Annotated in this window: 20 protein-coding genes; 16 read left to right on the forward strand and 4 right to left on the reverse strand. The window is 65.1% G+C overall.

Annotated features, from left to right (window positions below; translation table 11 throughout):
* Window positions 1-65: 65 nt before the first annotated feature.
* From JCM7686_RS18900 to JCM7686_RS18915, 4 genes are all read right to left on the reverse strand, one after another.
* Window positions 66-1,262 carry a pyridoxal phosphate-dependent aminotransferase gene (locus JCM7686_RS18900; RefSeq protein WP_020952324.1) on the reverse strand — a complete coding sequence of 399 codons (1,197 nt, stop codon included), beginning with the start codon at window positions 1,260-1,262 and terminating at the stop codon, window positions 66-68.
* A 31-nt stretch (window positions 1,263-1,293) separates the two neighbouring features.
* Entirely contained in the window at window positions 1,294-2,079 is a 786-nt protein-coding gene (locus tag JCM7686_RS18905; protein WP_020952325.1) for an amino acid ABC transporter ATP-binding protein, read from the reverse strand.
* Between the two features lie 28 nt (window positions 2,080-2,107).
* Window positions 2,108-2,776 carry an amino acid ABC transporter permease gene (locus JCM7686_RS18910; RefSeq protein WP_020952326.1) on the reverse strand — a complete coding sequence of 223 codons (669 nt, stop codon included), beginning with the start codon at window positions 2,774-2,776 and terminating at the stop codon, window positions 2,108-2,110.
* Window positions 2,777-2,846: 70 nt separating this feature from the next.
* Window positions 2,847-3,632, reverse strand: coding sequence for a transporter substrate-binding domain-containing protein (locus JCM7686_RS18915; RefSeq protein WP_020952327.1), 786 nt, complete (start codon window positions 3,630-3,632; stop codon window positions 2,847-2,849).
* A 249-nt stretch (window positions 3,633-3,881) separates the two neighbouring features.
* On the opposite strand from JCM7686_RS18915, the gene JCM7686_RS18920 reads away from it, so the two are divergent.
* From JCM7686_RS18920 to JCM7686_RS18995, 16 genes are all read left to right on the forward strand, one after another.
* Window positions 3,882-4,619 (forward strand): FadR/GntR family transcriptional regulator, encoded by a 738-nt coding sequence (locus JCM7686_RS18920; protein WP_051201702.1) that lies wholly within the window; start codon window positions 3,882-3,884, stop codon window positions 4,617-4,619.
* A gap of 54 nt (window positions 4,620-4,673) precedes the next feature.
* Window positions 4,674-5,171, forward strand: a complete 498-nt coding sequence (locus tag JCM7686_RS18925; RefSeq protein ID WP_020952329.1) for a 2,4'-dihydroxyacetophenone dioxygenase family protein — start codon at window positions 4,674-4,676, stop codon at window positions 5,169-5,171.
* A 1-nt stretch (window position 5,172) separates the two neighbouring features.
* Window positions 5,173-5,922: an SDR family NAD(P)-dependent oxidoreductase gene (locus tag JCM7686_RS18930; protein ID WP_041528217.1), complete on the forward strand. Its 750-nt coding sequence runs from the start codon at window positions 5,173-5,175 to the stop codon at window positions 5,920-5,922.
* A 52-nt stretch (window positions 5,923-5,974) separates the two neighbouring features.
* Entirely contained in the window at window positions 5,975-6,871 is an 897-nt protein-coding gene (locus JCM7686_RS18935) for a helix-turn-helix transcriptional regulator (RefSeq protein WP_041528148.1), read from the forward strand.
* 165 nt (window positions 6,872-7,036) lie between these two features.
* Window positions 7,037-7,861 carry an IclR family transcriptional regulator gene (locus JCM7686_RS18940; protein WP_051201716.1) on the forward strand — a complete coding sequence of 275 codons (825 nt, stop codon included), beginning with the start codon at window positions 7,037-7,039 and terminating at the stop codon, window positions 7,859-7,861.
* On the forward strand, window positions 7,858-8,805 hold the full coding sequence (locus tag JCM7686_RS18945; protein ID WP_020952333.1) for a 2-dehydro-3-deoxygalactonokinase: 948 nt from the start codon (window positions 7,858-7,860) through the stop codon (window positions 8,803-8,805). Before JCM7686_RS18940 ends, JCM7686_RS18945 begins: the two co-directional genes overlap by 4 nt.
* A gap of 13 nt (window positions 8,806-8,818) precedes the next feature.
* Window positions 8,819-9,448, forward strand: coding sequence for a 2-dehydro-3-deoxy-6-phosphogalactonate aldolase (locus JCM7686_RS18950; protein ID WP_020952334.1), 630 nt, complete (start codon window positions 8,819-8,821; stop codon window positions 9,446-9,448).
* Window positions 9,445-10,344 carry a sugar kinase gene (locus JCM7686_RS18955; RefSeq protein WP_020952335.1) on the forward strand — a complete coding sequence of 300 codons (900 nt, stop codon included), beginning with the start codon at window positions 9,445-9,447 and terminating at the stop codon, window positions 10,342-10,344. Before JCM7686_RS18950 ends, JCM7686_RS18955 begins: the two co-directional genes overlap by 4 nt.
* A gap of 72 nt (window positions 10,345-10,416) precedes the next feature.
* Window positions 10,417-10,998, forward strand: coding sequence for a TetR/AcrR family transcriptional regulator (locus tag JCM7686_RS18960; protein WP_020952336.1), 582 nt, complete (start codon window positions 10,417-10,419; stop codon window positions 10,996-10,998).
* A gap of 177 nt (window positions 10,999-11,175) precedes the next feature.
* Entirely contained in the window at window positions 11,176-12,180 is a 1,005-nt protein-coding gene (locus tag JCM7686_RS18965) for an aldo/keto reductase (protein ID WP_020952337.1), read from the forward strand.
* 39 nt (window positions 12,181-12,219) lie between these two features.
* Window positions 12,220-13,590, forward strand: a complete 1,371-nt coding sequence (locus tag JCM7686_RS18970) for an MATE family efflux transporter (RefSeq protein ID WP_041528149.1) — start codon at window positions 12,220-12,222, stop codon at window positions 13,588-13,590.
* A gap of 407 nt (window positions 13,591-13,997) precedes the next feature.
* Window positions 13,998-15,623, forward strand: a complete 1,626-nt coding sequence (locus tag JCM7686_RS18975) for an ABC transporter substrate-binding protein (RefSeq protein WP_020952339.1) — start codon at window positions 13,998-14,000, stop codon at window positions 15,621-15,623.
* Complete coding sequence (locus JCM7686_RS18980; RefSeq protein WP_020952340.1) at window positions 15,620-16,597, forward strand: ABC transporter permease; 978 nt, start codon at window positions 15,620-15,622, stop codon at window positions 16,595-16,597. The genes JCM7686_RS18975 and JCM7686_RS18980 overlap by 4 nt, the downstream gene beginning before the upstream one ends.
* A 5-nt stretch (window positions 16,598-16,602) precedes the next feature.
* Window positions 16,603-17,487, forward strand: coding sequence for an ABC transporter permease (locus JCM7686_RS18985; RefSeq protein ID WP_020952341.1), 885 nt, complete (start codon window positions 16,603-16,605; stop codon window positions 17,485-17,487).
* Window positions 17,484-19,079 carry a dipeptide ABC transporter ATP-binding protein gene (locus tag JCM7686_RS18990; protein ID WP_020952342.1) on the forward strand — a complete coding sequence of 532 codons (1,596 nt, stop codon included), beginning with the start codon at window positions 17,484-17,486 and terminating at the stop codon, window positions 19,077-19,079. The genes JCM7686_RS18985 and JCM7686_RS18990 overlap by 4 nt, the downstream gene beginning before the upstream one ends.
* A gap of 18 nt (window positions 19,080-19,097) precedes the next feature.
* Window positions 19,098-20,720, forward strand: coding sequence for an ABC transporter substrate-binding protein (locus tag JCM7686_RS18995; protein ID WP_020952343.1), 1,623 nt, complete (start codon window positions 19,098-19,100; stop codon window positions 20,718-20,720).
* Window positions 20,721-20,760: the final 40 nt, after the last annotated feature.

The raw sequence follows: 20,760 nt of genomic DNA on the forward strand, positions 1-20,760 counted from the left end.
TCCCTGATCCCAGCGAGGTTGCGTGCCGCGCAAAAAAAGAGGGGCTTTCGCCCCTCTTTCGCGTTTTACTTGCGCAGGAAGGCGCGCAGACGGTCGAGGCCCTGCTCGATCTTTGCCTCGCTCGTGGCATGGCACCAGCGCAGCCAGCCTTCGCCCTCGGGACCAAAGGCGCGGCCCGGCGCAAGGCCAAGACCGGTCTCGCGCACGAGGCGTTGGGCGAGTTCGAGCGAATTGTCGAAGCCCTCGACCTTGAGGAAGGCATACATCGCGCCCCCGGCATCCGGGACGCTGACGCGGTTGAGATCGCTCAACCCCTCGATCAGCAATTGCCGGGTCCGCGCCAGATGGGCGCGCATCCGGGCAACTTCGGCCTCGCCTTCGCGGATCGCTGCGGCAGCGGCGCGTTGGGTCGGCTCGAAGATGCAGCAGAAGTTATATTCAACGAGCTTCGTCGCATCCTGCGCCAAGCTCTCCGGGATCACCATCCAGCCAATCCGCCAGCCGGTCATCGACCAGGCTTTCGAGAAGCTGTTGACCGAGATAATCCGGTCGCCCGGCTGGTAATGATCCATGAAGGAGGGCGCGGCGCGAAGCGCGGGATCATAGACCAGACGCTGATAGACTTCGTCGGCCAAGATCCAGATGCCATGTTTGCGGCAATGGGCAAGGATCGCCTGAATGCTCGCATCATCGATCGTCCAGCCGGTCGGGTTGTTCGGCGAGTTGATGACGACCATGCGCGTGTCGGGCGTCAGTGCCGCGATCAGCTTGTCGACATCGAGCGTCCAGCGCCCGTTTTCGACATCGAGCGAGACGCGATCAACCTGCGCGCCAAGGATCAGCGGCGCTTCAGCGATATTGGGCCACAAAGGCGTCACCGCCACGACGCGATCACCGGGCGAGAGGATCAGCTGGTTGGCGATCTGCAACCCGCTCATCCCCGAGCCGGTCGCGACGATGCGCTCGGCCGAAATCTCGCGGCCATGCAGATCGCTCAGATAGGCGGCGATGGTCTCGCGCAGGTAGGGGCGGCCAAGGTTTTGCGAATAGAAGGTCTCGCCCTGCGCCAAAGCATCGGCCGCGACTTGGCGGATAAATTCGGGCGTCGGCGTATCGGATTCGCCAAACCAGAAGGGCAGGACATCGGCCTTGCCCATCCCTGCATTCGCCACATCGCGAATGAGCGAGGAGGAGAGCGCGCGCACGGCGGGGCGCGCTTGGGCCAAGGCGCTCTCGGGCGCGAAAGCTGCGGTATCATTCATCTTGCGTGACTTTCATCTAAGGCGCGCGGCATCAGCCGGCATTGCCGTGCATGATCGAGCTGAGGAAGGCTTTCGCCCGGTCGGTTTGCGGCGTGTCGAAAAGCGCATCGGGGGCGTTTTGCTCGATGATCTGGCCCGCCTCCATGAAGACGACGCGGTCGGCGACGCGGCGGGCAAAGCCCATCTCATGGGTGACGACGAGCATGGTGACGCCGGTCGCGGCCAGGCTCTGCATCACGTCCAAAACCTCGCCGACCATCTCGGGGTCAAGCGCCGAGGTCGGCTCGTCGAACAGGAGAACCAGCGGCTCCATCGCGAGCGCGCGCGCAATCGCCACACGCTGCTGCTGGCCGCCCGACAGCTGGTCGGGATATTTGTCGACATGGGCAGCAAGGCCCACGCGTTCGAGCAATTGGCGGGCGCGGGTCTCGGCCTCGGCCTTGGCGGTGCCGCGCACGCGCATCGGCGCGATGGCGACGTTTTTCAGCACGCTCATATGCGGGAAGAGGTTGAACTGCTGGAAGACCATGCCGACCTCTGCCCGCACCAGCGCGAGGTTCTTGCCGTCCTCGACCTTGACGCCGTCAACGATGATCTCGCCCGCCGAGATGGTTTCCAGCCGGTTGATGCAGCGGATCAGCGTCGATTTGCCCGAGCCCGATGGCCCGATGATCGCGATGACCTCGCCGCGGCGGACATCAAGGTTCACGTCGCGCAAGGCGTGGAAATTGCCGTAATGCTTTTCGACGCCGCGCATGGTGATGATCGGGTCCTTGCCCGATCCAGCTGCCTGCGATTTGGGGGAATTCTGGCTCATGTCCGGTCTCTCATCTGGGTCGCAGGCATCAGCGCTTGCGCTTCTGGCGGTTCTCAAGGACGCTGACCAGCCGCACCATCGGCAGCAAAAGCGCCAGATAAAGCAGCGCCGCACCGACCAGAGGCGAGGGGTTTGCGTAGAAAGCCTGCGTCTGCGTCGCCTGTTTCAAAAGGTCGGGCATCGCCACGACAGAGGCGAGCGCGGTGTCCTTGATCAGCCCGATCGAGACCCCGGTGGTCGGCGGCACGACAAGGCGCATGGCTTGCGGCAGGACCACATCGGACATCATGCGCGGCCAGCTGAAGCCAAGGGTCTGGGCGGCCTCGAACTGGCCTTTCGGCACGGCCTCGATGCCCGCACGGAAGGTCTCGGCCATATAAGCCGAGGCGACCAGCGACAGAGCGGCGGTCGCGGCCCAAAAGGAGGTGAGTTTGATGCCGACGAAGGGCAAAGCGTAATAGACAAGGATCAGCAGCACGAGCAGCGGCAGCGCGCGGAACACGTCGATATAGGCAATCGCCAGCCAGCGCAGCGGGTGCGGCGCATAAAGCCGCACCAGCACCAGCAAAAGCCCCAGCGTCAGCGAGATGACAAGGCTGGTCGCGCCCAGCAGGATCGTGAGCCAAAAGCCCTGCAAAAGCAGCGGCGCGGCTTGCCTCAGCACGTCGATGTTGAAGAATGTCGAAATCAGGTCCATGCGGCCCCTCGGATCTGCGTCCGGCTTGACGCAGGGTCAAGCCGGACTTTTTCGGATAGAACGGACGGGCTCAGAGACCCGGCATCGGCAGCACTTTCACGGTGCTGGAATCTTCTGCCGGGGCCATGCCGAACCATTTTTCATGGAGTTTCGCCATTTCGCCGCTTTCCTTCAGCTCGGTGATCGCCTTGTTGACACCCTCGAGGATCGGGCTGTTTTTCGGCAGCATCAGGCCGAATTGCTCATTCGTCGGAATGGTCGCGACGATTTTGAACTGCGGCTTGTCCTTGATGTAATAGGCATCAATCGGGCAGTCATGGACGAAGCCGTCGATGCGGCCGGTCGCAATGTCCATCATCGGGTCCTGATTGCCGTCATAGCGGCTGATCGAGGCGAATTTCAGCTTGCCTTCGCTTTCCGAGGCCCAGATTTCGCCGGTCGTGCCAGTGATGACGGCGAGGGTCTTGCCCTCCATGCCTTCTACGCCCTCGATGCCGCTTTTCGCGCCAACGGTCAGGCATTGGTCGGCGTCAAACATCGGCTGGGTGAAGGCGACTTGCTCCATCCGGGTCGGCGTGATGGTGATCGAGCCGATCGCCACATCCGAGCGCGTCGATTGCACGGCGGCAAAGAGGCTCTGGAAGGGCATTTCCTGGAATTCGACCGGCTTGCCGAGCTTTTCGCCGACGAGGCGCATGATATCGACTTCAAAGCCCATCAGCGTGCCCGAACCGTCCTGGAATTCGAAGGGGACGTTGGCGATATTGGTGGCGACGTTGATGGTGTCGGCGGCCTGTGCGGCCAGGCTCGAACCCGCGATCAGCAGAGCTGCGGTCACGAGGGATTTCGCGTTCATTTCTTCCTCCCGGTTGAATCAAGATCAGCTCCTTTAGCAGATAAGATTCCCGGCAAATATCCTCCCCGGGGGGGACAAGTGCGCCGCGTGGGTCGGGGTTATCTGCCTTGGAATCCTTGGATTTTCCGGGAAAACACGCGATTTTCGCGAAAAAATCTTTCTTGCGGCGAGGGTTTCGGTTGCACGCGCGGCGCGTGTATCATCGGACTTGCGCACACATTCATCAGATGATTAGAAAGAATCATCGACATGAAATCCAGCACAGGATTCGGGACCGAGATGAGCAAGGAAAAGCGCGCCGACGAGCTGGTGGACTGGCTTGGGCTGGCGATTGCCAAGGGCGATTATCCGGTCGGGCAGGTGCTGCCGACAGAGCCCGAGCTGATGGCTCTGGCCGAGGTCGGCCGCTCGACGGTGCGCGAGGCGATCCGGGTTCTGGGCAGCCTTGGCGTCGTCGAAACCGCGCCCCGGCGCGGCACGGTGGTCACCGATCGCGGGCGCTGGAACCTGCTCAACCGCGACGTTTTGCGCTGGGTCATGGCCAGCCGCGGCCATGCCGCCGATCTGATGTCGGCGATCAACGAGGCGCGTCTGGTCTTTGAACCCTCTGCCGCCGCGCTGGTGGCCGATCGCGCCGACCGGATGCAGCTCATCGCGATCGAGACCGCTTTCGCCCGCATGGAAGTCGCGGCCCAAAACGGCGATGCCGAGGCCGCGATTGCCGCCGACCGCGCCTTTCACCTCGCGATCCTCAGCGCCACCGGCAATCCGATCCTCGAAGCCTTTGACGCGGCGATTGACGGCGTCTTGGGCATCCTCTTTTCGGTCGCGGCCAATCATATGGAGAATTTCCGCGCCAATCTGGCGAACCATCAGGCCATTCTCGACGCGATCCGCGCGCGCGACGCGGATGCCGCTCGCGCCGCCATGACCGCGACCATCACCTTCACCACAACTCGGATGAAAGAGGCGGGGATCGTCGCCTAATAGACTGATCCAGAACACTCTTTCTCCATCCCCAACACTGCCAAGGAGATCCGCATGTATGCGAATATGCAGGGTTCGACCCATCCGCTTGCCCCGAGCGAAATCGCGCTGAAGGCTATTCCCGACGACGAGCGCGTCTGGGTGCCGCAGGCCCGGAACGTGTTTTTCCGCCCGATGTTTCTCAACACGCTGACCGGGCAATGGTGCAATCTGCTGAAGGTGACGCGCTCGGGGATCCTCTCGCGCCACCTCCATCCCGCGCCGGTCTTCGGCATGGTTCTGAAGGGCAAATGGCATTATTTCGAACATGATTGGGTCGCCGAAGAGGGCTCTTTCGTCTACGAGCCGCCGGGCGAGATCCACACGCTGAACGTCCCCGAGGATTGCAGCGAGATGATCACCTTCTTCAACATTTCGGGCTGCATGGTCTATCTCGACGAAGAGAACAAACAGATCGGCTATGAGGACGTGTTCACCAAGATCGACATGTGCCGCGCGCATTACGAAAAAGTGGGTTTGGGAGCGGATTATGTCGATCAATTCATCCGCTGAGATGACGCTTTCGGCCGATTGGGCGCAAGACTGGCTGGCGGCGCGCCGGGTTCTGGTCACCGGCGGCACCGGCGGGATTGGCGGCGCGATTGCCGAAGCCTTCCGCGATGCGGGCGCCGAGGTCATCGCGACCGGCGCCACCCCGCGCGAGATTGCCGAGGCTGACGCGCGGCCAAGCGCGCATGGCATCACCCATAGCCTCCTTGATGTGCGCGACACCGAGGCCGTGCGCGGCTTTGTCGCAGGGCTCGGCTCGCTCGACGTGGTCGTCAATTGCGCGGGCATCATCCGACGCGGCGAAGAGCTTGCCGCCGAGGTCTTCGCGCAGGTCGTCGACATCAACCTCACCGGCTCGATGCGGGTTTGCGAGGCGGCGGCGCCTTTGCTTGAGGCCTCGAAAGGCGCGATCATCAACATCGCCTCGATGCTCAGCTTCTTTGGCGGCGGGCTGGTGCCGGGCTATTCGGCCTCGAAAGGTGGGATCTCGCAATTGACGAAATCCCTTGCCATCGCTTATGCGCCCAAGGGCATCCGGGTGAATGCGATTGCGCCGGGCTGGATTGCGACGCCTTTGACGCAGGCGCTGCAAGACGATCCGAACCGGGCCGGGCCGATCCTTGCGCGCACGCCCATGGCGCGTTGGGGCAGGACCGACGATCTGCGGGGGCTTGCGCTTTTCCTTGCCAGCCCTCACGCCGCTTTCATCACGGGGACGGTGATTCCCGTTGACGGCGGCTATTCAATCAGCTGAGACCCCGAAGGCCTGACCCAGAAGATCTGATATCGAAGACAAGGTAGAAGCAATGTCCTCGTCCAACCTCAAATCCGTGTCGCGGTTGACGGCACCCCTGCCGGTCAGGCCTCTGGCAGCGCGCCGCTCTGACGATGCTTTGGCGCGCCTTATTCTCGCCTCGGATCAGCCCGATTTCGACCGGCATCTGACCCAGACGCTGCAAGAGCTGATCTCGTTCGATCTGGCGATGATCTCGCTTTATCAGGACAAGGAGCTGGTTGAGGTCAGCTCTGCCGCGCTACCCGAGCGCATCGAAAGCGAGGTGCTGCATTCCTATGCGGGCCATACCTATCAGCACAGCCCGTTTTTCCAGATGCACCGCCGCAAGATGTCGAGCGGGTTTTACCTGATGGAGAAAATGGCGCGCAATCCGGCGCTCAGCCGGCCCTCGACGGCGGCCGAAATGCTGGAAATCGACCAGCAGGAAGAGGTGGGCTATCTGACCGCAGGCTGGCCCAAGCGTTTGAAGGAAATGGATATTGCGATCCGGGTGTCGGAACGCCACACGGTTCAGGTCGCGCTTTACCGCACCGGAAATCGCGGCTTCAGCGCCTCGGATCTCTCGGCGGTCGAGCCGATCCAATCCTCGCTGATGGCGATCTGCCAGCGCCATTGGCACAGCCGCACCCGGCATTTGCAGGCGAGCCAAGACCCGATCCTCGCGGCCCTGCACCGTCTCGGCGGCGGCAGCCTGTCCGCGCGCGAGCTGGAGGTGATGCGGCAATTGATCTCGGGCGTCGCCGAAAAGGAAATCGCCGCCGCGCTGGAGGTCAGCGCCGAGACCGTCAAGACCCACCGCAAGCGCGCCTATCAAAAGCTCGATGTCGCCTCGCGGGTCGAGCTTTTGGTCAAGCTGCTGGATCAAAAGGCCGGGGCAGAGACGGTCTCGCTGCGCCGTTTGACCTAAGGCTCCATTGAACCCACATCCCAGCCGGCCCTTGCCAAAGCGCCCGGCTTTTTCATACCTCGCGGCCTATGTCTCACTATATGGTCACAAAAGTTCATAATTGACACATTCCGGCCAAATATGATCCAAGTGACGCAAAGGGACGCCGCGTCCCGCGAGATGAGCATGTCCGATCTGCCCGCCACCACGACCGAAAGCCCGGCGAAGACCACCGGCGCCCAGACGCTGTTGCGCGGGCTGGCTTTGCTTGAATTGGTGGCCGAGGGCGAAAGCAGCGTGAAGGCTTTGGCCGCGCGCCTTGGCGTGCCGCGCAGCACGGCGGCGCGGATGCTCGCGGCGCTGGTCGCCGATGGCTATCTCTATAACGTGCCCTATCGCGGCTATTTTCTCGGCCCGAAACTCGTGCATCTGGGCGATCGTGCCCGGGCGCAGCGCCCGCTGGTCAGCCTTGCCCGACCCATCCTTGACGAGCTCGCCGCGACCAGCCGCGACACCGTTCATCTTGGCGTCCTTGACGGGGCAGAGGTGCTTTATCTCGATAAACTCCCCGGTCTGCGCGGGCTCGAAATGCGCTCGCATATCGGCAAACGGATGCCGGTCGCGACGACGGGGCTCGGCAAGGCGATCATGCTGGCCCTGCCCGAAAGCCGCTGGCCCGCGCTTTATGCCGCCGCCGTTGAGGCCGCAGCCGAGCGCCCCGAAAGCCCGCCCGTCCGCGCTTTCGCCGATCTTGCCGCGGATCTGCGCGCGTGCGTCGCGCGCGGTTGGGCGAGCGATCTCGAGGAAAACGAATATGGCATCCGCTGCGTCAGCGCGCCCTTGCGCGATGCGGGCGGCGCGGTCGCGGGCGCGATCAGCGTCTCGAGCGCGCTGAATTTCATGCCCGAAGACCGGATGCGCGCGCTTGGCCCGGTGGTGCGGCAGGCGGCGGATGCCATTTCCAATGCCCTTGGTTGGGCCAGCACCCCTGATTGCGAAGGACCGAAATGACCCGATTGATCGCCCTCGACTGGGGCACGACCAGCCTGCGCGCCTTCCTGATCGAAGAGGGCCGCGTGATCGAGACCCGCAAAAGCCCGCATGGCATCCAGAAGCTGCCCGAACCGGGCGGCGAAGCGGGCTTCAACGCCGCTTTCACCGAGATTTGCGGCCCTTGGCTAGAGGCCGAGCCCAGCCTGCCCGTGGTTGCGGGCGGCATGGTCGGCTCGGCGCAGGGCTGGCGCGAGGCACCTTATGTGCCGCTTCCCGCTGCGATTTCCGACATCGCGCGGCTCTCGGTCTCGGTCGAAACCGATCTCGGCGCGCGGCTTCATATCGCGCCGGGGCTGGTCCAAGACGCGCCGGGGCTTTTGCCCGATGTGATGCGCGGCGAGGAGATCCAGATCCTCGGCGCGGTCAGCGATCACCCCGAGCGCGCCGAGGCGAGCCGCATCATCTTGCCCGGCACCCATTCGAAATGGGTGCGCCTGCGCGCGGGCCGCATCACCGATTTCGCGACCTATATGACCGGCGAGGTCTTTGATCTGCTGTCCAATCAATCGCTGCTCTCGCGGCTGATGATCGGGACGGGGGACGAGGCCGAACGCGACATGGCCTTCCTGCAAGGCGTTGATCTTGCGTCCGAAAGCGGGCCGGGCGATCTGACGCGCCAGATCTTTTCGGCGCGCAGCCTTGGGCTGACGGGCCGCATGGCGGGGAATGTCTTGCGCGACTACCTCTCGGGGTTGATCATTGGCCACGAGATCACCTCGGCCCGGCGCGAGCTGGACGGCGGCGAGGCGCTGCTGATGATCGGCGAGGGCGCACTTTGTGCGCGCTACCTTGCCGCGATGGCCCATCTGGGCCTGCCGCCGGTCGTGCGGCTGGAAAATACCGCGCCTGCGGGGCTGTGGCTTTTCGCCCGCTCGCTTGGCCTTCTTGATGCTCAGAAGTGAAAGGACGCTTCCGATGACCCCAGATCTCAAGACCTCATTCGCCGCCTGTCCGCTGGTCGCGATCCTGCGCGGGCTGGTGCCCGAAGAGGCGCTCGAAATCGGCGGCGCGCTGGTCGCAGCGGGCTTTCGCCAGATCGAAGTGCCGCTGAACTCGCCGCGTCCGCTGGAATCGATCAAGGTGCTGGCCGATGCTTACGGCAAGACCGCGCTGATCGGCGCGGGCACGGTGCTGACCCCGCAAGCGGTCAATGAGGTCGCAAGCGTCGGCGGCCGCCTGATCGTGACGCCGAACACCGATGTTTCCGTCATCAAAGAGGCCAAGGCGCGCGGGCTTTATTGCACGCCGGGTTGCATGACCCCGACCGAGGCCTTCGCCGCAATCGGTGCGGGCGCCGATGCGATCAAGCTTTTCCCGGCCGAGGTCATTCCGCCGATCATGGTCAAGGCGATGCGCGCGGTTCTGCCCAAAGATCTGCCGGTTCTGGCCGTCGGCGGCATCACCCCCGAGGGCATGGCGCCCTATCTCGAGGCGGGCGCCAACGGCTTTGGCCTCGGCGGCGCGCTCTTCAAGCCGGGCCTGTCGGCCGATGAAGTCGGCGCGCGCGCCCGTGGCTTCATCGACGCTTTGGCCAAGCTGAAATGAGCCGTTTCGTCTCTGTCGGCGAGGCCATGCTGGAGCTCTCGCCCCTGACCGAAGCCGATAGCTGGCGCGGCGGCTTTGCCGGCGACACGCTCAACACCGCCTGGTATGCGCGCCGCGCGCTGCCGGGCGACTGGCGGGTCGATTACCACACCGGGGTCGGCGTTGACGCGGTCTCGGATCGGATGCTTGACTTCATCGCAAGCGCCGGGATCGGGACGGAAACCGTCTTGCGCGATCCCGCCCGCACCATCGGGCTTTACATGATCTCGCTGAAAGACGGCGAGCGCAGCTTTACCTATTGGCGCAGCGCCTCGGCAGCCCGGCGTTTGGCCGATGAGAGCGCGGTCCTCAAGCGCGCCTTTGCGGGCGCCGCGATGATCTATCTCTCGGGGATCACTTTGGCGATTTTGGCCCCCGAGGCGCGGGCGCGGCTGTTTGCCCATCTCGCCGAGGCGCGGGCCGGGGGCGCGCGGCTGGCTTTTGATCCGAACATCCGCCCGAGCCTGTGGGAAAGCGCCGAGACCCTGCGCATGACCATCACCGAAACCGCAGCGCATGCCGATATCATCCTGCCGAGCCATGACGACGAGGCCGCGCATTTCGGCGATGCCTCGCCCGAGGACACGGTCGCGCGCTATCTCGCGGCGGGCGTGCCCGAGGTTGTGGTGAAAAACGCGGGCGGCCCGGTGCTGCTGGCGACGGATGGCCAGTTCTCGCGGATCGACACGGATTGCGTCACGCTTCCCGTCGATACGACCGGGGCGGGCGACAGCTTCAACGGCGCCTATCTCGCCGCGCGTCTCCTTGGCCGCACCCCGGTCGAGGCGGTTGCGGCGGGGCAGGCGCAGGCGGCGGCGGTGATCATGCATCGCGGCGCGCTGATGCCGATGGGCTGAGAGCAAGGTGGCGGGCTTGAAGATTTGGCGCTTGATGATCATCTATCAGGCATCAAGACAGGAGCCCGCCCCATGCGCGTCAGCAAAGCCAAAGCCGAGGAAAGCCGCCAAAGCGTCGTCGACGCGGCGTCCCATCTGATCCGCGCGCGCGGGCTCGACGGCGTCGCCGTCAGCGAGTTGATGCAGGCCGCCGGGCTGACTCATGGCGGCTTTTACAAGAAATTCGGCTCGCGCGATGATCTGGTGCAGCAAGCGACGGCGCAGGCTCTGGCGCGCGGGCGGCAGCGCTATACCAATCTTGTCGCCACCACCAAGGACGATCCGCTCGCCGCGGTGGTGCACAATTACCTGACGCCCGAGCATCGCGACAAGACGGGCGAAGGCTGCACGCTTGCCGCTCTTGCGCCCGAAGTTTCTCGCAGCGATGACAATGCATTGCACGAGATTTTTAGCGAAGAGCTCACCGCATTTCTCGACCTGCTCGAAGGCGTTTTGTCGCCCCAGCCCGATGAGGCGGCGCGCGACCGCGCGGCCAGCACGCTCTCGACCTTGGTCGGCGCGCTGATCCTGTCGCGCCTGAGCGAGGATCCCGCGCTCTCTGAACGCTTCCTGCGCGCCTCGGCTGACGCCATCCTGTCCCCGCCCGCCGCCTGATCCGATACCGCCCGACACACTCGCCCGACACTGCCCCTCCGCCCCGTCCGCCCTCCCGTGCGACGAGGCTTTTTCTGTTCGCCCGAAGGGGGCCGCAGAAATTCTGCGCACCACCCTTGAAGCCGCTATTTGGATTATACATGTAATCCAAACTGAAACCTTGAGCGAGACGCTTTCATGGAACATCGGCTTTTTGGAACCACCGGCGTCAGCAGCGCCACCCTTGTGCTCGGCACCGGCACCTTCGGCACGGGCTGGGGGCATGGTGCGGATCTTGCGACCTCGCGCGCCGTGCTCGACGGCTATCTCGAAGCGGGCGGCAATCACATCGACACCGCCGATGTCTATCAATTCGGCCAGTCCGAGGAGTTTCTGGGCGAGCTTCTGGCCGGGCGGCGCGACGAGATCTTTCTCGCCAGCAAATTCACCAATGGCGCCTCGCCCCAGACCAATGCGCTCAATCTCGGCAACAGCCGCCGCGCGATGGTGACCTCGGTCGAGGCGAGCCTGCGCCGCCTGAACACCGACCGGCTCGACCTGCTTTGGGTCCATCATCCCGACCATGCAACGCCCTCGGACGAGATCCTGCGCGGTCTCGACGATCTCGCCCGCGCCGGGAAGATCCTTTACGCGGGCCTCTCGAACTTCCCGGCCTGGCGCGTCGCGCGGGCGGTGACTTTGGCCGAAATGGCGCGGACCCTGCCGATCGCGGCGGTGCAATTCGAATATAGTCTGGTCCTGCGCGACGCCGAGGCCGAGCTGATCCCGGCGGCCGAGGCTCTGGGTCTGGCGCAGGTCGCGTGGTCGCCTCTGGGCGGCGGGCTTTTGACCGGCAAATATCGCCGGGGCGAGCAAGGGCGGGCCGAGGCGTTCGGCGGCAAGGTCTTCCAGCCCGAAGACAGCGCGCAAAAGACCGCCGTGCTCGACGCGGTGCTGGACATCGCGGCGAAGCGCGGCGTGAGCCCCGATCAGGTCGCGATCGCTTGGGTGCTGGCACGCGGTCCCTTCACGCTGATCGGCCCGCGCAATCCCGCGCAGCTCACGAGCAACCTTGGCGCGCGCGACGTGGCGCTGACCCCCGAGGAACTCGCGCGGCTGACCGAGATCAGCACGCCGGTGCGCGCCGCCCCCACGGCCTCGGCCTCGGGGCGCAGCCATGATGCCCTGCAAAGCGTCGCCTGAAGGAGCCATGATGACCAACCCGATCCGCCGAGGTGACGCGTGACTGCGACCGCCCGTTTCACCGCCGCAAGCCCGGTCCGCGATCCGCGCACCCAGCGCCTGCTTGATGCGCCGATCCTGCCTTTGCTCATTCGGCTGGCGCTGCCGAATGTGCTGATCATGTTCGCGCAGGCCTCGACCGGGCTGATCGAGACATGGTGGGTCTCGAAGCTCGGCACCGATGCTCTGGCCGGGATGGCGCTGGTGTTTCCGGTGGTCATGCTGATGACGATGATCTCGGCGGGGGCGGTGGGCGGCGGGATTTCCGCCGCCGTCGCCCGCGCGCTCGGGGCAGGCAAACGCGCCGAGGCCGATGCTTTGGTGCTGCACGCCGTCGCGATCAACCTTTGCCTCGGCCTGATCTTTTCCGCGATTTTCCTTCTCTGGGGGCGCGAGATCTACGGCGCGCTTGGCGGCACCGGGGGCGAGCTCGACGCCGCCGTCGCCTATTCCAACATCGTCTTTGCCGGCAATATCTTCGTCTGGCTGATGAACGGGCTCGCGAGCGTCATTCGCGGCACCGGCAATATGATCGTGCCCGCGTTATTCACCTGCATCGGCGTCGTGTTCCTGATCCCGATCTCGCCGCTTCTGATCTTCGGTTACGGCCCGATCCCGGCGCTTGGCATTGTCGGGGGCGGGCTGGCGCTTCTGCTTTACTACGCGGCGGGCACGCTGTTTCTGGGCGGCTATATCCTCTCGGGGCGCGCCGCCGCGCGCTTTCGGGCGGGGCGGCTGAGCGGGCGGCTGATGGGGGATATCCTGCATGTCGGCGCGCTCTCTTCGGTGCAATCGGTGCTGACGAATGTCATCATCGCGGGCGCGACCGCGCTGGTCGCCGTGCGTCTGGGGGTCGAAGGGGTTGCCGGGTTTGGCACCGGCATCCGGCTTGAATATCTGCTGATCCCGCTGGTCTTCGGCATCGGCGCGCCGCTGGTGGCGCTGGTCGGAACCAACCTCGCCGCCGGGCAAACCTTGCGCGCGCGCCGCATCGCGCTGACGGGTGCCGCCTTGGCCTTTGGCGTGACCGAGCTCATCGGCCTCTCCGCCGCGCTCTTCCCCGAGGCCTGGCTGCGGCTGTTCAGCGAGGAGAGCGGCGCGGTCGAGGCGGGCGTCGCTTACCTGCGCATCGTCGGGCCGTTTTACGGCTTCATCGGGCTTGGCCTTGCACTTTACTTCGCCGCGCAGGGCCGTCGCCAGATGGCGCTGCCGATCTCTTGCGCGGTGGTGCGGCTGGTCGTGGCCTTGGGCGGCGGTTGGCTTGGCCTTGCGCTGACCGGCCGGGTCGAGGCGGTCTATGTCGCGCTGGCGCTTGGGATTGTGCTTTACGGCAGCGGGATGCTGGCGGGGGTTTTGCGCAAGGCGTGGTAGGCGCGCCAACCCAAGAGACCAACACGGATCCGCGCCCTGACCCGGCGCGGATCCGTTCTGCTTTGCCCGGCCAGAGGCGCGCGGTTTCGGCCCGCCGCGCGGCCGCGCTGGAAGTGAGTCGGGAAACTCTGCTTTCTGCGGGCTTGGCGGCGCAGGGCGTTTGTTCTCTCGCGGCTTCGCGCAAAGGCGCGGATCCTCCAAATCGTGACGCGCCACTGCAAAGCCATTGACCGGCCCGCAGCGCCCGTCAATTATACACAAAACAAGTGGACATTAACCCCGCCGCCAGTGGCGGTTTGCCCCCGTATCCCTCGGATGCGGCGTGATGAGACATGCCTGCGGGGCCGTCCGCAGGTCGAAACAGGACGGGCGCAAAGCCGCCCAGAGATTTGCGAGAGGACAGCGATTTGCTGACGAGACGACAATTTGGATCGCTGATTGCCCTGACCTCGCTGAGCGTCAGCCTGCCGCAATTTCTGGCCGCCGCGCCCGCGCCCCAAGCCATTACCTTCGCGATTGAAAGCGAGCCGACGACGCTCAATCCGCATCTGAACGGGCAGGCCAAGGCGCGGGTGGTCTTGCGCAACCTGTACGACTCGCTTCTGGCGCGCGACGAGAAGGGCGGCTACCTGCCCTGGCTTGCGCAAAGCTATGAGGCCTCGGCGGACGGTCTGACCTTCGATTTCCACCTGCGCCCTGGCGTCAACTTCCACAATGGCGAGGCGCTGGATGCGGCGGCTCTGGTCGTGAATTTCGAGCATCTGCGCGATCCCGCCTATGCCGCGAACCTCGCCGCCGGACCCGCCTCGCATCTGGTCAAGGCAGAGGCGATCGCGCCCCTGCACCTGCGCCTGACGCTGGCCAAACCCTATGCGCCCTTCCTTGGCTTTGCGGCGGGCGTCGATATTCTGGCGCCCTCGGCCTATCGCTCCGAACAGCTCAAATCGGGCGGGCCAGAGGTCGCGGGCAGCGGGCCCTTCCTCATCGACACGATCGCCAAGGGGCAGGAGATCCGCCTGCGCCGCAATCCCGATTATGCCTGGGCGCCCGCCAATGCCGAGCATCAGGGCCCGGCCTATCTCGAGGCCGTCACCTTCCGCATCCTGCCGGAATCGGCGGTGCGGGTTGGCGCGCTGCAATCGGGGCAGGTTGACGCAATCGAGGGGATTTCCGGCAATGATGTCGCGCTCTTCCGCGATGACGAGGGCTTCAGCTACATCAGCGCCTTCAACACCGGCACGCCCTATACGCTGTTTTTGAACAGCCAATCGGGGCCGACCGCCGAACAGGCCGTGCGCAAGGCGCTGCGCGCCGCCATCGACATTCCGGCGGTGCTGCAATCGATCTATCGCGGCGAGCGTCAGCGCGCCTGGGGGATCAGCTCGCCGATCGAGGCCGATCTTTACGATCCCGCCATCGAAAACGCCTGGGCCTTTGATCCCGCCGAGGCGAACCGCCTGCTCGACGAGGCGGGCTGGACCGAGCGCGATGCCGCAGGGCTGCGCGCCAAGAACGGCACGCCGCTGGTCATCCGCATCGTGCAGGCGCAAGCCACCGTGCGCGATCAGCGCGACGTGCTCTTGCTCGCGCTGCAAGCGCAGGCGCGCCAGAATGCCGGGATCCAGCTCGAGCTCGATTATGTCGATGCCGGAAGCTATGCCGAGCGGCGCAAATTGGGCGATTACGGCTCGATCCCAAACTCGCGCACCCCCGCCGATGACGGGATCGACATCGAATATCATTATCTGCCGCTCGATGAGGGCGGATCCGTGAATTATGCCCGCGTCGCCGATCCGCAGGTCAAGGCCTGGCTCACTCAGGCCGCCGCGACCAGCGATCTGGCCGCGCGCCACGCGCTTTACGCCAAAGTGCAGGACTTCGTCCTGCGCGAGCAGGGCTATGCCCTGCCGATCTATGTCCCCGAGGATCAGATTGCCGCCCGCGCCGATCTGACCGGCCTGCGTTTCCGGCCCTATTTCCAGCAGCCCGACAGCCTGCATGGCGTGCGCTTTGACAGCGAGGTGGCGGGATGAGCGTCGCGGCCGCCTCTGTCCGGCCCGGAGGTGGCCCTGCCCATAAGGCTTTGGCCCGTAAGGTTTTGGGCCGCATCGCCTCGGGTGTGGTCGTGCTTTGGGCGGCGATCACCTTGGCCTTTCTCTCGGTCCAGATCGCGCCCGGCGATATCGTTGACATCATCGTCGGCGATCAGATCCCGACCCCCGCCGTGGCGGCCGCCATCCGCGCGGAATGGGGGCTCGATCAGCCAGTGATCGTGCAATATTTCTCTTATCTCGGGCGGGTGGTGCAGGGCGATTTTGGCCGCTCTTACATGCTGCAAGCCGATGTCGGCCCGCTGTTGCTCTCGCAGGTCTGGCCGACCCTGAAGCTGACCATGGCGGGCGTGCTGGTCGCGGTGGTCTTTGCGCTGAGCATGGCGCTTTTGACCGCACGCCGCCCGGTCGCCGGGCGCGTCGCGAGCGGGATCGAGCTCTTTCTGGTCTCGACGCCCTCGTTCTGGCTGGGGATCGTGCTGCTTTACGTCTTCAGCTTCACGCTGAAAATCTTCCCCGTGGCGGGCGACCGCTCGCTGTCGGCGCTGGTCCTGCCCGCCTTGGCGCTTGGCCTCTCGCTTGGCGCGGTGCTGGGCCAGGTCCTGCGCCAAAGCCTTGAACGCGCACTCGAAGAGCCCTTCGCGCTCACCGTCAAAAGCTGGGGCGTGACCGAGGCGACTTTGCGCCTGCGCCATGCGCTGCGCCATGCCGCGATCCCTTCGGTGACGCTGGCGGGCTGGCTGATCGGCGGGCTTCTAAGCGGCACGGTCATCACCGAGCAGGTCTTTGGCCGCCCCGGCCTTGGCCGCATCACCGTCGATGCCGTGCTCTCCAAGGACATCCCCGTGATCCTCGCCACCGCGATCCTTTCGGCGGCGATCTATGTGACGATGAGCACCATCGTCGATCTCCTTTACCTGTTGCTTGATCCCCGCTTGCGCCGGGGCGGAAAGTGAGCCCGATGACCCTGCAAGAGAACAAGCTCAGCGTCGAACTGCCCGGTCCCAACCTGCCTTTGCGGCGCGGTGTCGATCTCGCCCGGCGCGAGGCAGGCGTGCTGATCGCCGGGATTTTCCTGACCTTTGTCGCGGTCGCCGCCGCTTGGCCCGCGCTTCTGACCGGCTATGACCCGATTGCCGCCGATCCCTTGGCGGCCCAGTTGCCGCCAAGCGCCCAGCATCTGTTCGGCACCGACCATCTTGGCCGCGACATGTTCGCCCGCGTGCTTTACGGGGCGCGCTATTCGCTGCTGATCGGGCTGATGGCCACGCTGATCGCGATGACGGTCGGGACCGCGCTCGGCCTGATTTCCGGCCTTGCCCATGGCGCGGTTGATGAGGCGATCACGCGCTTTCTCGACGTGGTTTCGGCCTTTCCCGACCTGCTGTTGGCGCTGGTCCTGATCGCCTTCACCGGGCCGGGGACGTTCAACCTGATCTTCGCGCTTGGCGTGGCCTCGATCCCGCGCTTTGCCCGCGTGGTGCGCAGCCAGACCTTCATTATCGCCGAGTCGGGCTATGTCGAGCAGGCCCGCACCTTTGGTCTTTCCCGCGCGACGCTGGTCTTTCGCCACATCCTGCCCCATGCCATCGCCCATGTCCCGATCTTGGCCACCATCGGGCTTGGCACGGCAATCATCGGCTCGGCCGGGCTGTCCTTCCTTGGCATGGGCCCGCAGCCGCCGACGCCGGAATGGGGCGCGATGCTGTCCGAGGGGCGCAATTACCTGCGCAATGCCTGGTGGATCGGCGCTTGGCCGGGGCTGGCGATCACGCTGACCGTCATTGCGACCTCGGTCATTGGTCGGCGCTGGCAGCGCGCCTTCGAGGGGCGGCAAGCGATATGACCAACCCCTTGATCCAGATCCGCAATCTGCGCATCGGCTTTCCCTCAAGCGGCGATGTCGTCCACGGCCTTGATCTGAGCATCGCGCGAGGCGAATCCGTGGCTCTGGTCGGGGAATCCGGCTCGGGCAAATCGGTGACGGCGCGCAGCCTGATTGGCCTCAGCGGGCCGCGCGCCGAGGTGCGCGCCAGCGAATTCACCATCGACGGCAAGCCCGCATTAGGGTTTTCGGAACGTGATTGGCGCCGCGTGCGCGGCGGCAAGATCGGCTATGTGCTGCAAGATGCGCTGACCTCGCTCGATCCTTTGCGCCGGGTCGGGCAACTCCTCGGCGATGCGGCAGGGCGGCGCGATCCTCATGCCGAGCTGACGCTTTTGGGCTCGGTCGGCATCCCCGAGCCTCAGACCAGGCTTGCGCAATATCCCCATGAGCTTTCCGGCGGGCTGCGCCAGCGCACCTTGATCGCGACCGCGATTGCCCGCAGCCCCGAGCTGATCATCGCCGACGAGCCCACGACCGCGCTTGATGTGACCGTGCAAAAGCAGATCCTCGATCTGCTGGCGGCGCGGCGGCGGGCGGGGACGGCGCTTTTGCTGATCAGCCACGACCTCGCGGTGGTCTCGAAACTCGCGGACCGGGTGCTCGTGATGCGCGACGGGGTGGTGGTCGAATCCGGCCCCACGCGCGAGGTTTTGCACCGCCCGAGCCACGCCTATACGCGCCAATTGCTCGACGCCGTGCCCTCGGATCAGTCGCGCGGCTATCGGCTGGCGCCGCAAACCTCGACTTCGGGGCAGGGGCGGCGCGTGCCTTTGCCGCGCGCGGTGCCTTCGGAGACGGTCGTGCTCGAGGCCAAGGATCTGCACAAACATTACGCTCGCGCGGGCGTGACCGCGGTCCATGACGTGTCCTTCCGGCTCAAGGCGGGCGAGGCCTTGGGGATCGTGGGCGAATCCGGCTCTGGCAAGACCACGGTCGCGCGCATGGTCATGGGGCTGGTCGAGCCCGACCGGGGCGAGATCCGCCTGCAGGGCCAGCTTTTCTCGAACCAGCCCGAGGCTTTGCGCCGCCCCCTGCGCGCAGGCGTCCAGCTGATCGCGCAGGACCCGCTTTCGTCCTTCGATCCGCGCTATACGGTCGAGCAGATCGTCGGCGAAAGTCTCGATACCGTCGGCGTCACCGGCCCCGCGCGGGCCGAGCGCGTGCGCGAGGTCTTGGACGCGGTCCAGTTGCCCGCGCGTTTCCTGAGCGCGCGGCCCCGCGATCTTTCGGGCGGCCAGCGCCAGCGCGTGGCAATTGCCCGCGCCTTCGCGCCGCGCCCGCGCCTGATCGTGGCCGATGAGCCGGTCTCGGCGCTCGATGTCTCGATTCAGGCGCAAGTGATTGATCTTCTGATCGAATTGCAGGCCTCGTCCGGGACGGCGCTTTTGTTCATCTCGCATGATCTGGGCGTGGTTCACCATCTGACCGACCGCGTCATCGTGATGAAGAACGGCCGCGTCGTCGAGGAGGGCGATGTCACCCGCGTCTTTGCCGCGCCGCGCGCCGATTACACGCGCGATCTGATCGCGGCGATCCCGACGCTGAGCTAAAGACCACAGGAGCCTTGAATGACGATCAAAATGACGCGGCGCCAGCTTGGCGCCGGGGGTTTCGCGCTGGCACTGCTGGCAAGCTATGGCCTGCCCTTGGCCGCCGAACCCAAAGCGGGCGGCACGCTGACCTTCGGGCTGGAGAATGAGCCTCAGACGCTGAACCCGCATATCCACAACCTCGCCAAGACGAAAATGCTGATCCGCAACGTCTACGAGCCGCTGCTCTCGCGCACGGCGGAAGGCGACTATCTGCCCTGGCTCGCGACCGGCTATGAGATCAGCGCCGACGGCAAGACCTATCGCTTCACTCTGCGCAAGGGCGTGACCTTCAGCGATGGCACGCCGCTTGATGCCGAGGTCGTCGCGCTGAATTTCCGCCGCTTTGGTGACGCCGATTACACCGCCGCGCTCAGCACCGGCCCGATTGCCTATCTGAAAGAGGCCCGCGCCGCCGCCCCCGATGTGGTCGAGCTGGAACTGACCGAGCCCTATGCGGCCTTCCTTTCCTTCGCCGCCGCGCTCGAGCTGATCTCGGCGCCCTCCTTCGACGCCGAGGAGCTGAAAGCGGGCGGAAAAGCGGTTGCAGGGACCGGGCCGTTTCTTCTGGAAAACTACGTCAAAGGGCAGGAAATCAGCTATACGCGCCGCCCCGATTACAACTGGGCGCCCGAAAACGCCGCCCATCAGGGCCCGGCGCATCTCGAGCGCGTGGTCTACCGCTTCCTGCCCGAATCCTCGGTCCGGGTCGGCGCGCTGCAATCGGGGCAGGTCGATGCGATCGAGGGGATTTCCGGCAATGACGCGGAGCTTTTCGACGGTCAGCCGGGGTTCCTTTACCTCTCGGCGCTGAACGGCGGCACGCCCTATACGCTCTTCTTCAACGTCGCCCATCAGGACACCGCCGATCTCGGTCTGCGTCAGGCCTTGGTCGCGGCGATTGATCTCGATGCGGTGCTGGCCTCGGTCTATCGCGGGCGGCGCACGCGGGCCTGGGGGATCGCGAGCCCGGTCGACCGGCTGGTTTACGACGCCTCGATCGAGGGGACATATGGCAATGATCCCGAGAAGGCGGGCAAGCTGCTCGATGCGGCGGGGTGGAGCGCGCGTGACGCCGAGGGCTACCGCATCAAGGACGGGCGGCGGCTGGTGCTGGAGCTGATCCAGAACCAGACCACGCTGCGCGATCAGCGCGACGTGCTGATTCAGGCGCTGCAAGCGCAGTTGCGCCAGAAGGCCGGGGTCGAGCTGCAGATCCGCTCGCTTGATGCGGGGAGTTACGCGAATATCCGTAAAACGAACGAATACAATGCCTTGGCGAATTCGAACATCTCGGCCGAGGGTTACGGTTTCGACATCCATTACCTGCCCTACGACAAGGGCGGGCGCAACAATGCCTCGAATTCCGACGATGCCGAGATCATCGCTTTGCTGGCCGAGGCGCGCGGCGAAAGCGATGCGAAAAAGCGCTTCGAGATCTATGCGAAGCTGCAACACCGCGCCCTGATCGAGCAGAGCTACAACCTGCCGCTCTATATCTCGGAGGACCAGATCGGCGCGGGCGATCATGTGCAGGGGCTGGGCTTTCGGCCCTATCACCAGCTGATCGAGAGCGCCTATGACACTTGGCTCGACCGCTAAGAGGGTCGGCAAAACCAGAAGGGCCCGGTCGAATCCGGGC

It is taken from the genome of Paracoccus aminophilus JCM 7686 (assembly GCF_000444995.1).
In the GTDB taxonomy this organism is placed as follows: domain Bacteria; phylum Pseudomonadota; class Alphaproteobacteria; order Rhodobacterales; family Rhodobacteraceae; genus Paracoccus; species Paracoccus aminophilus.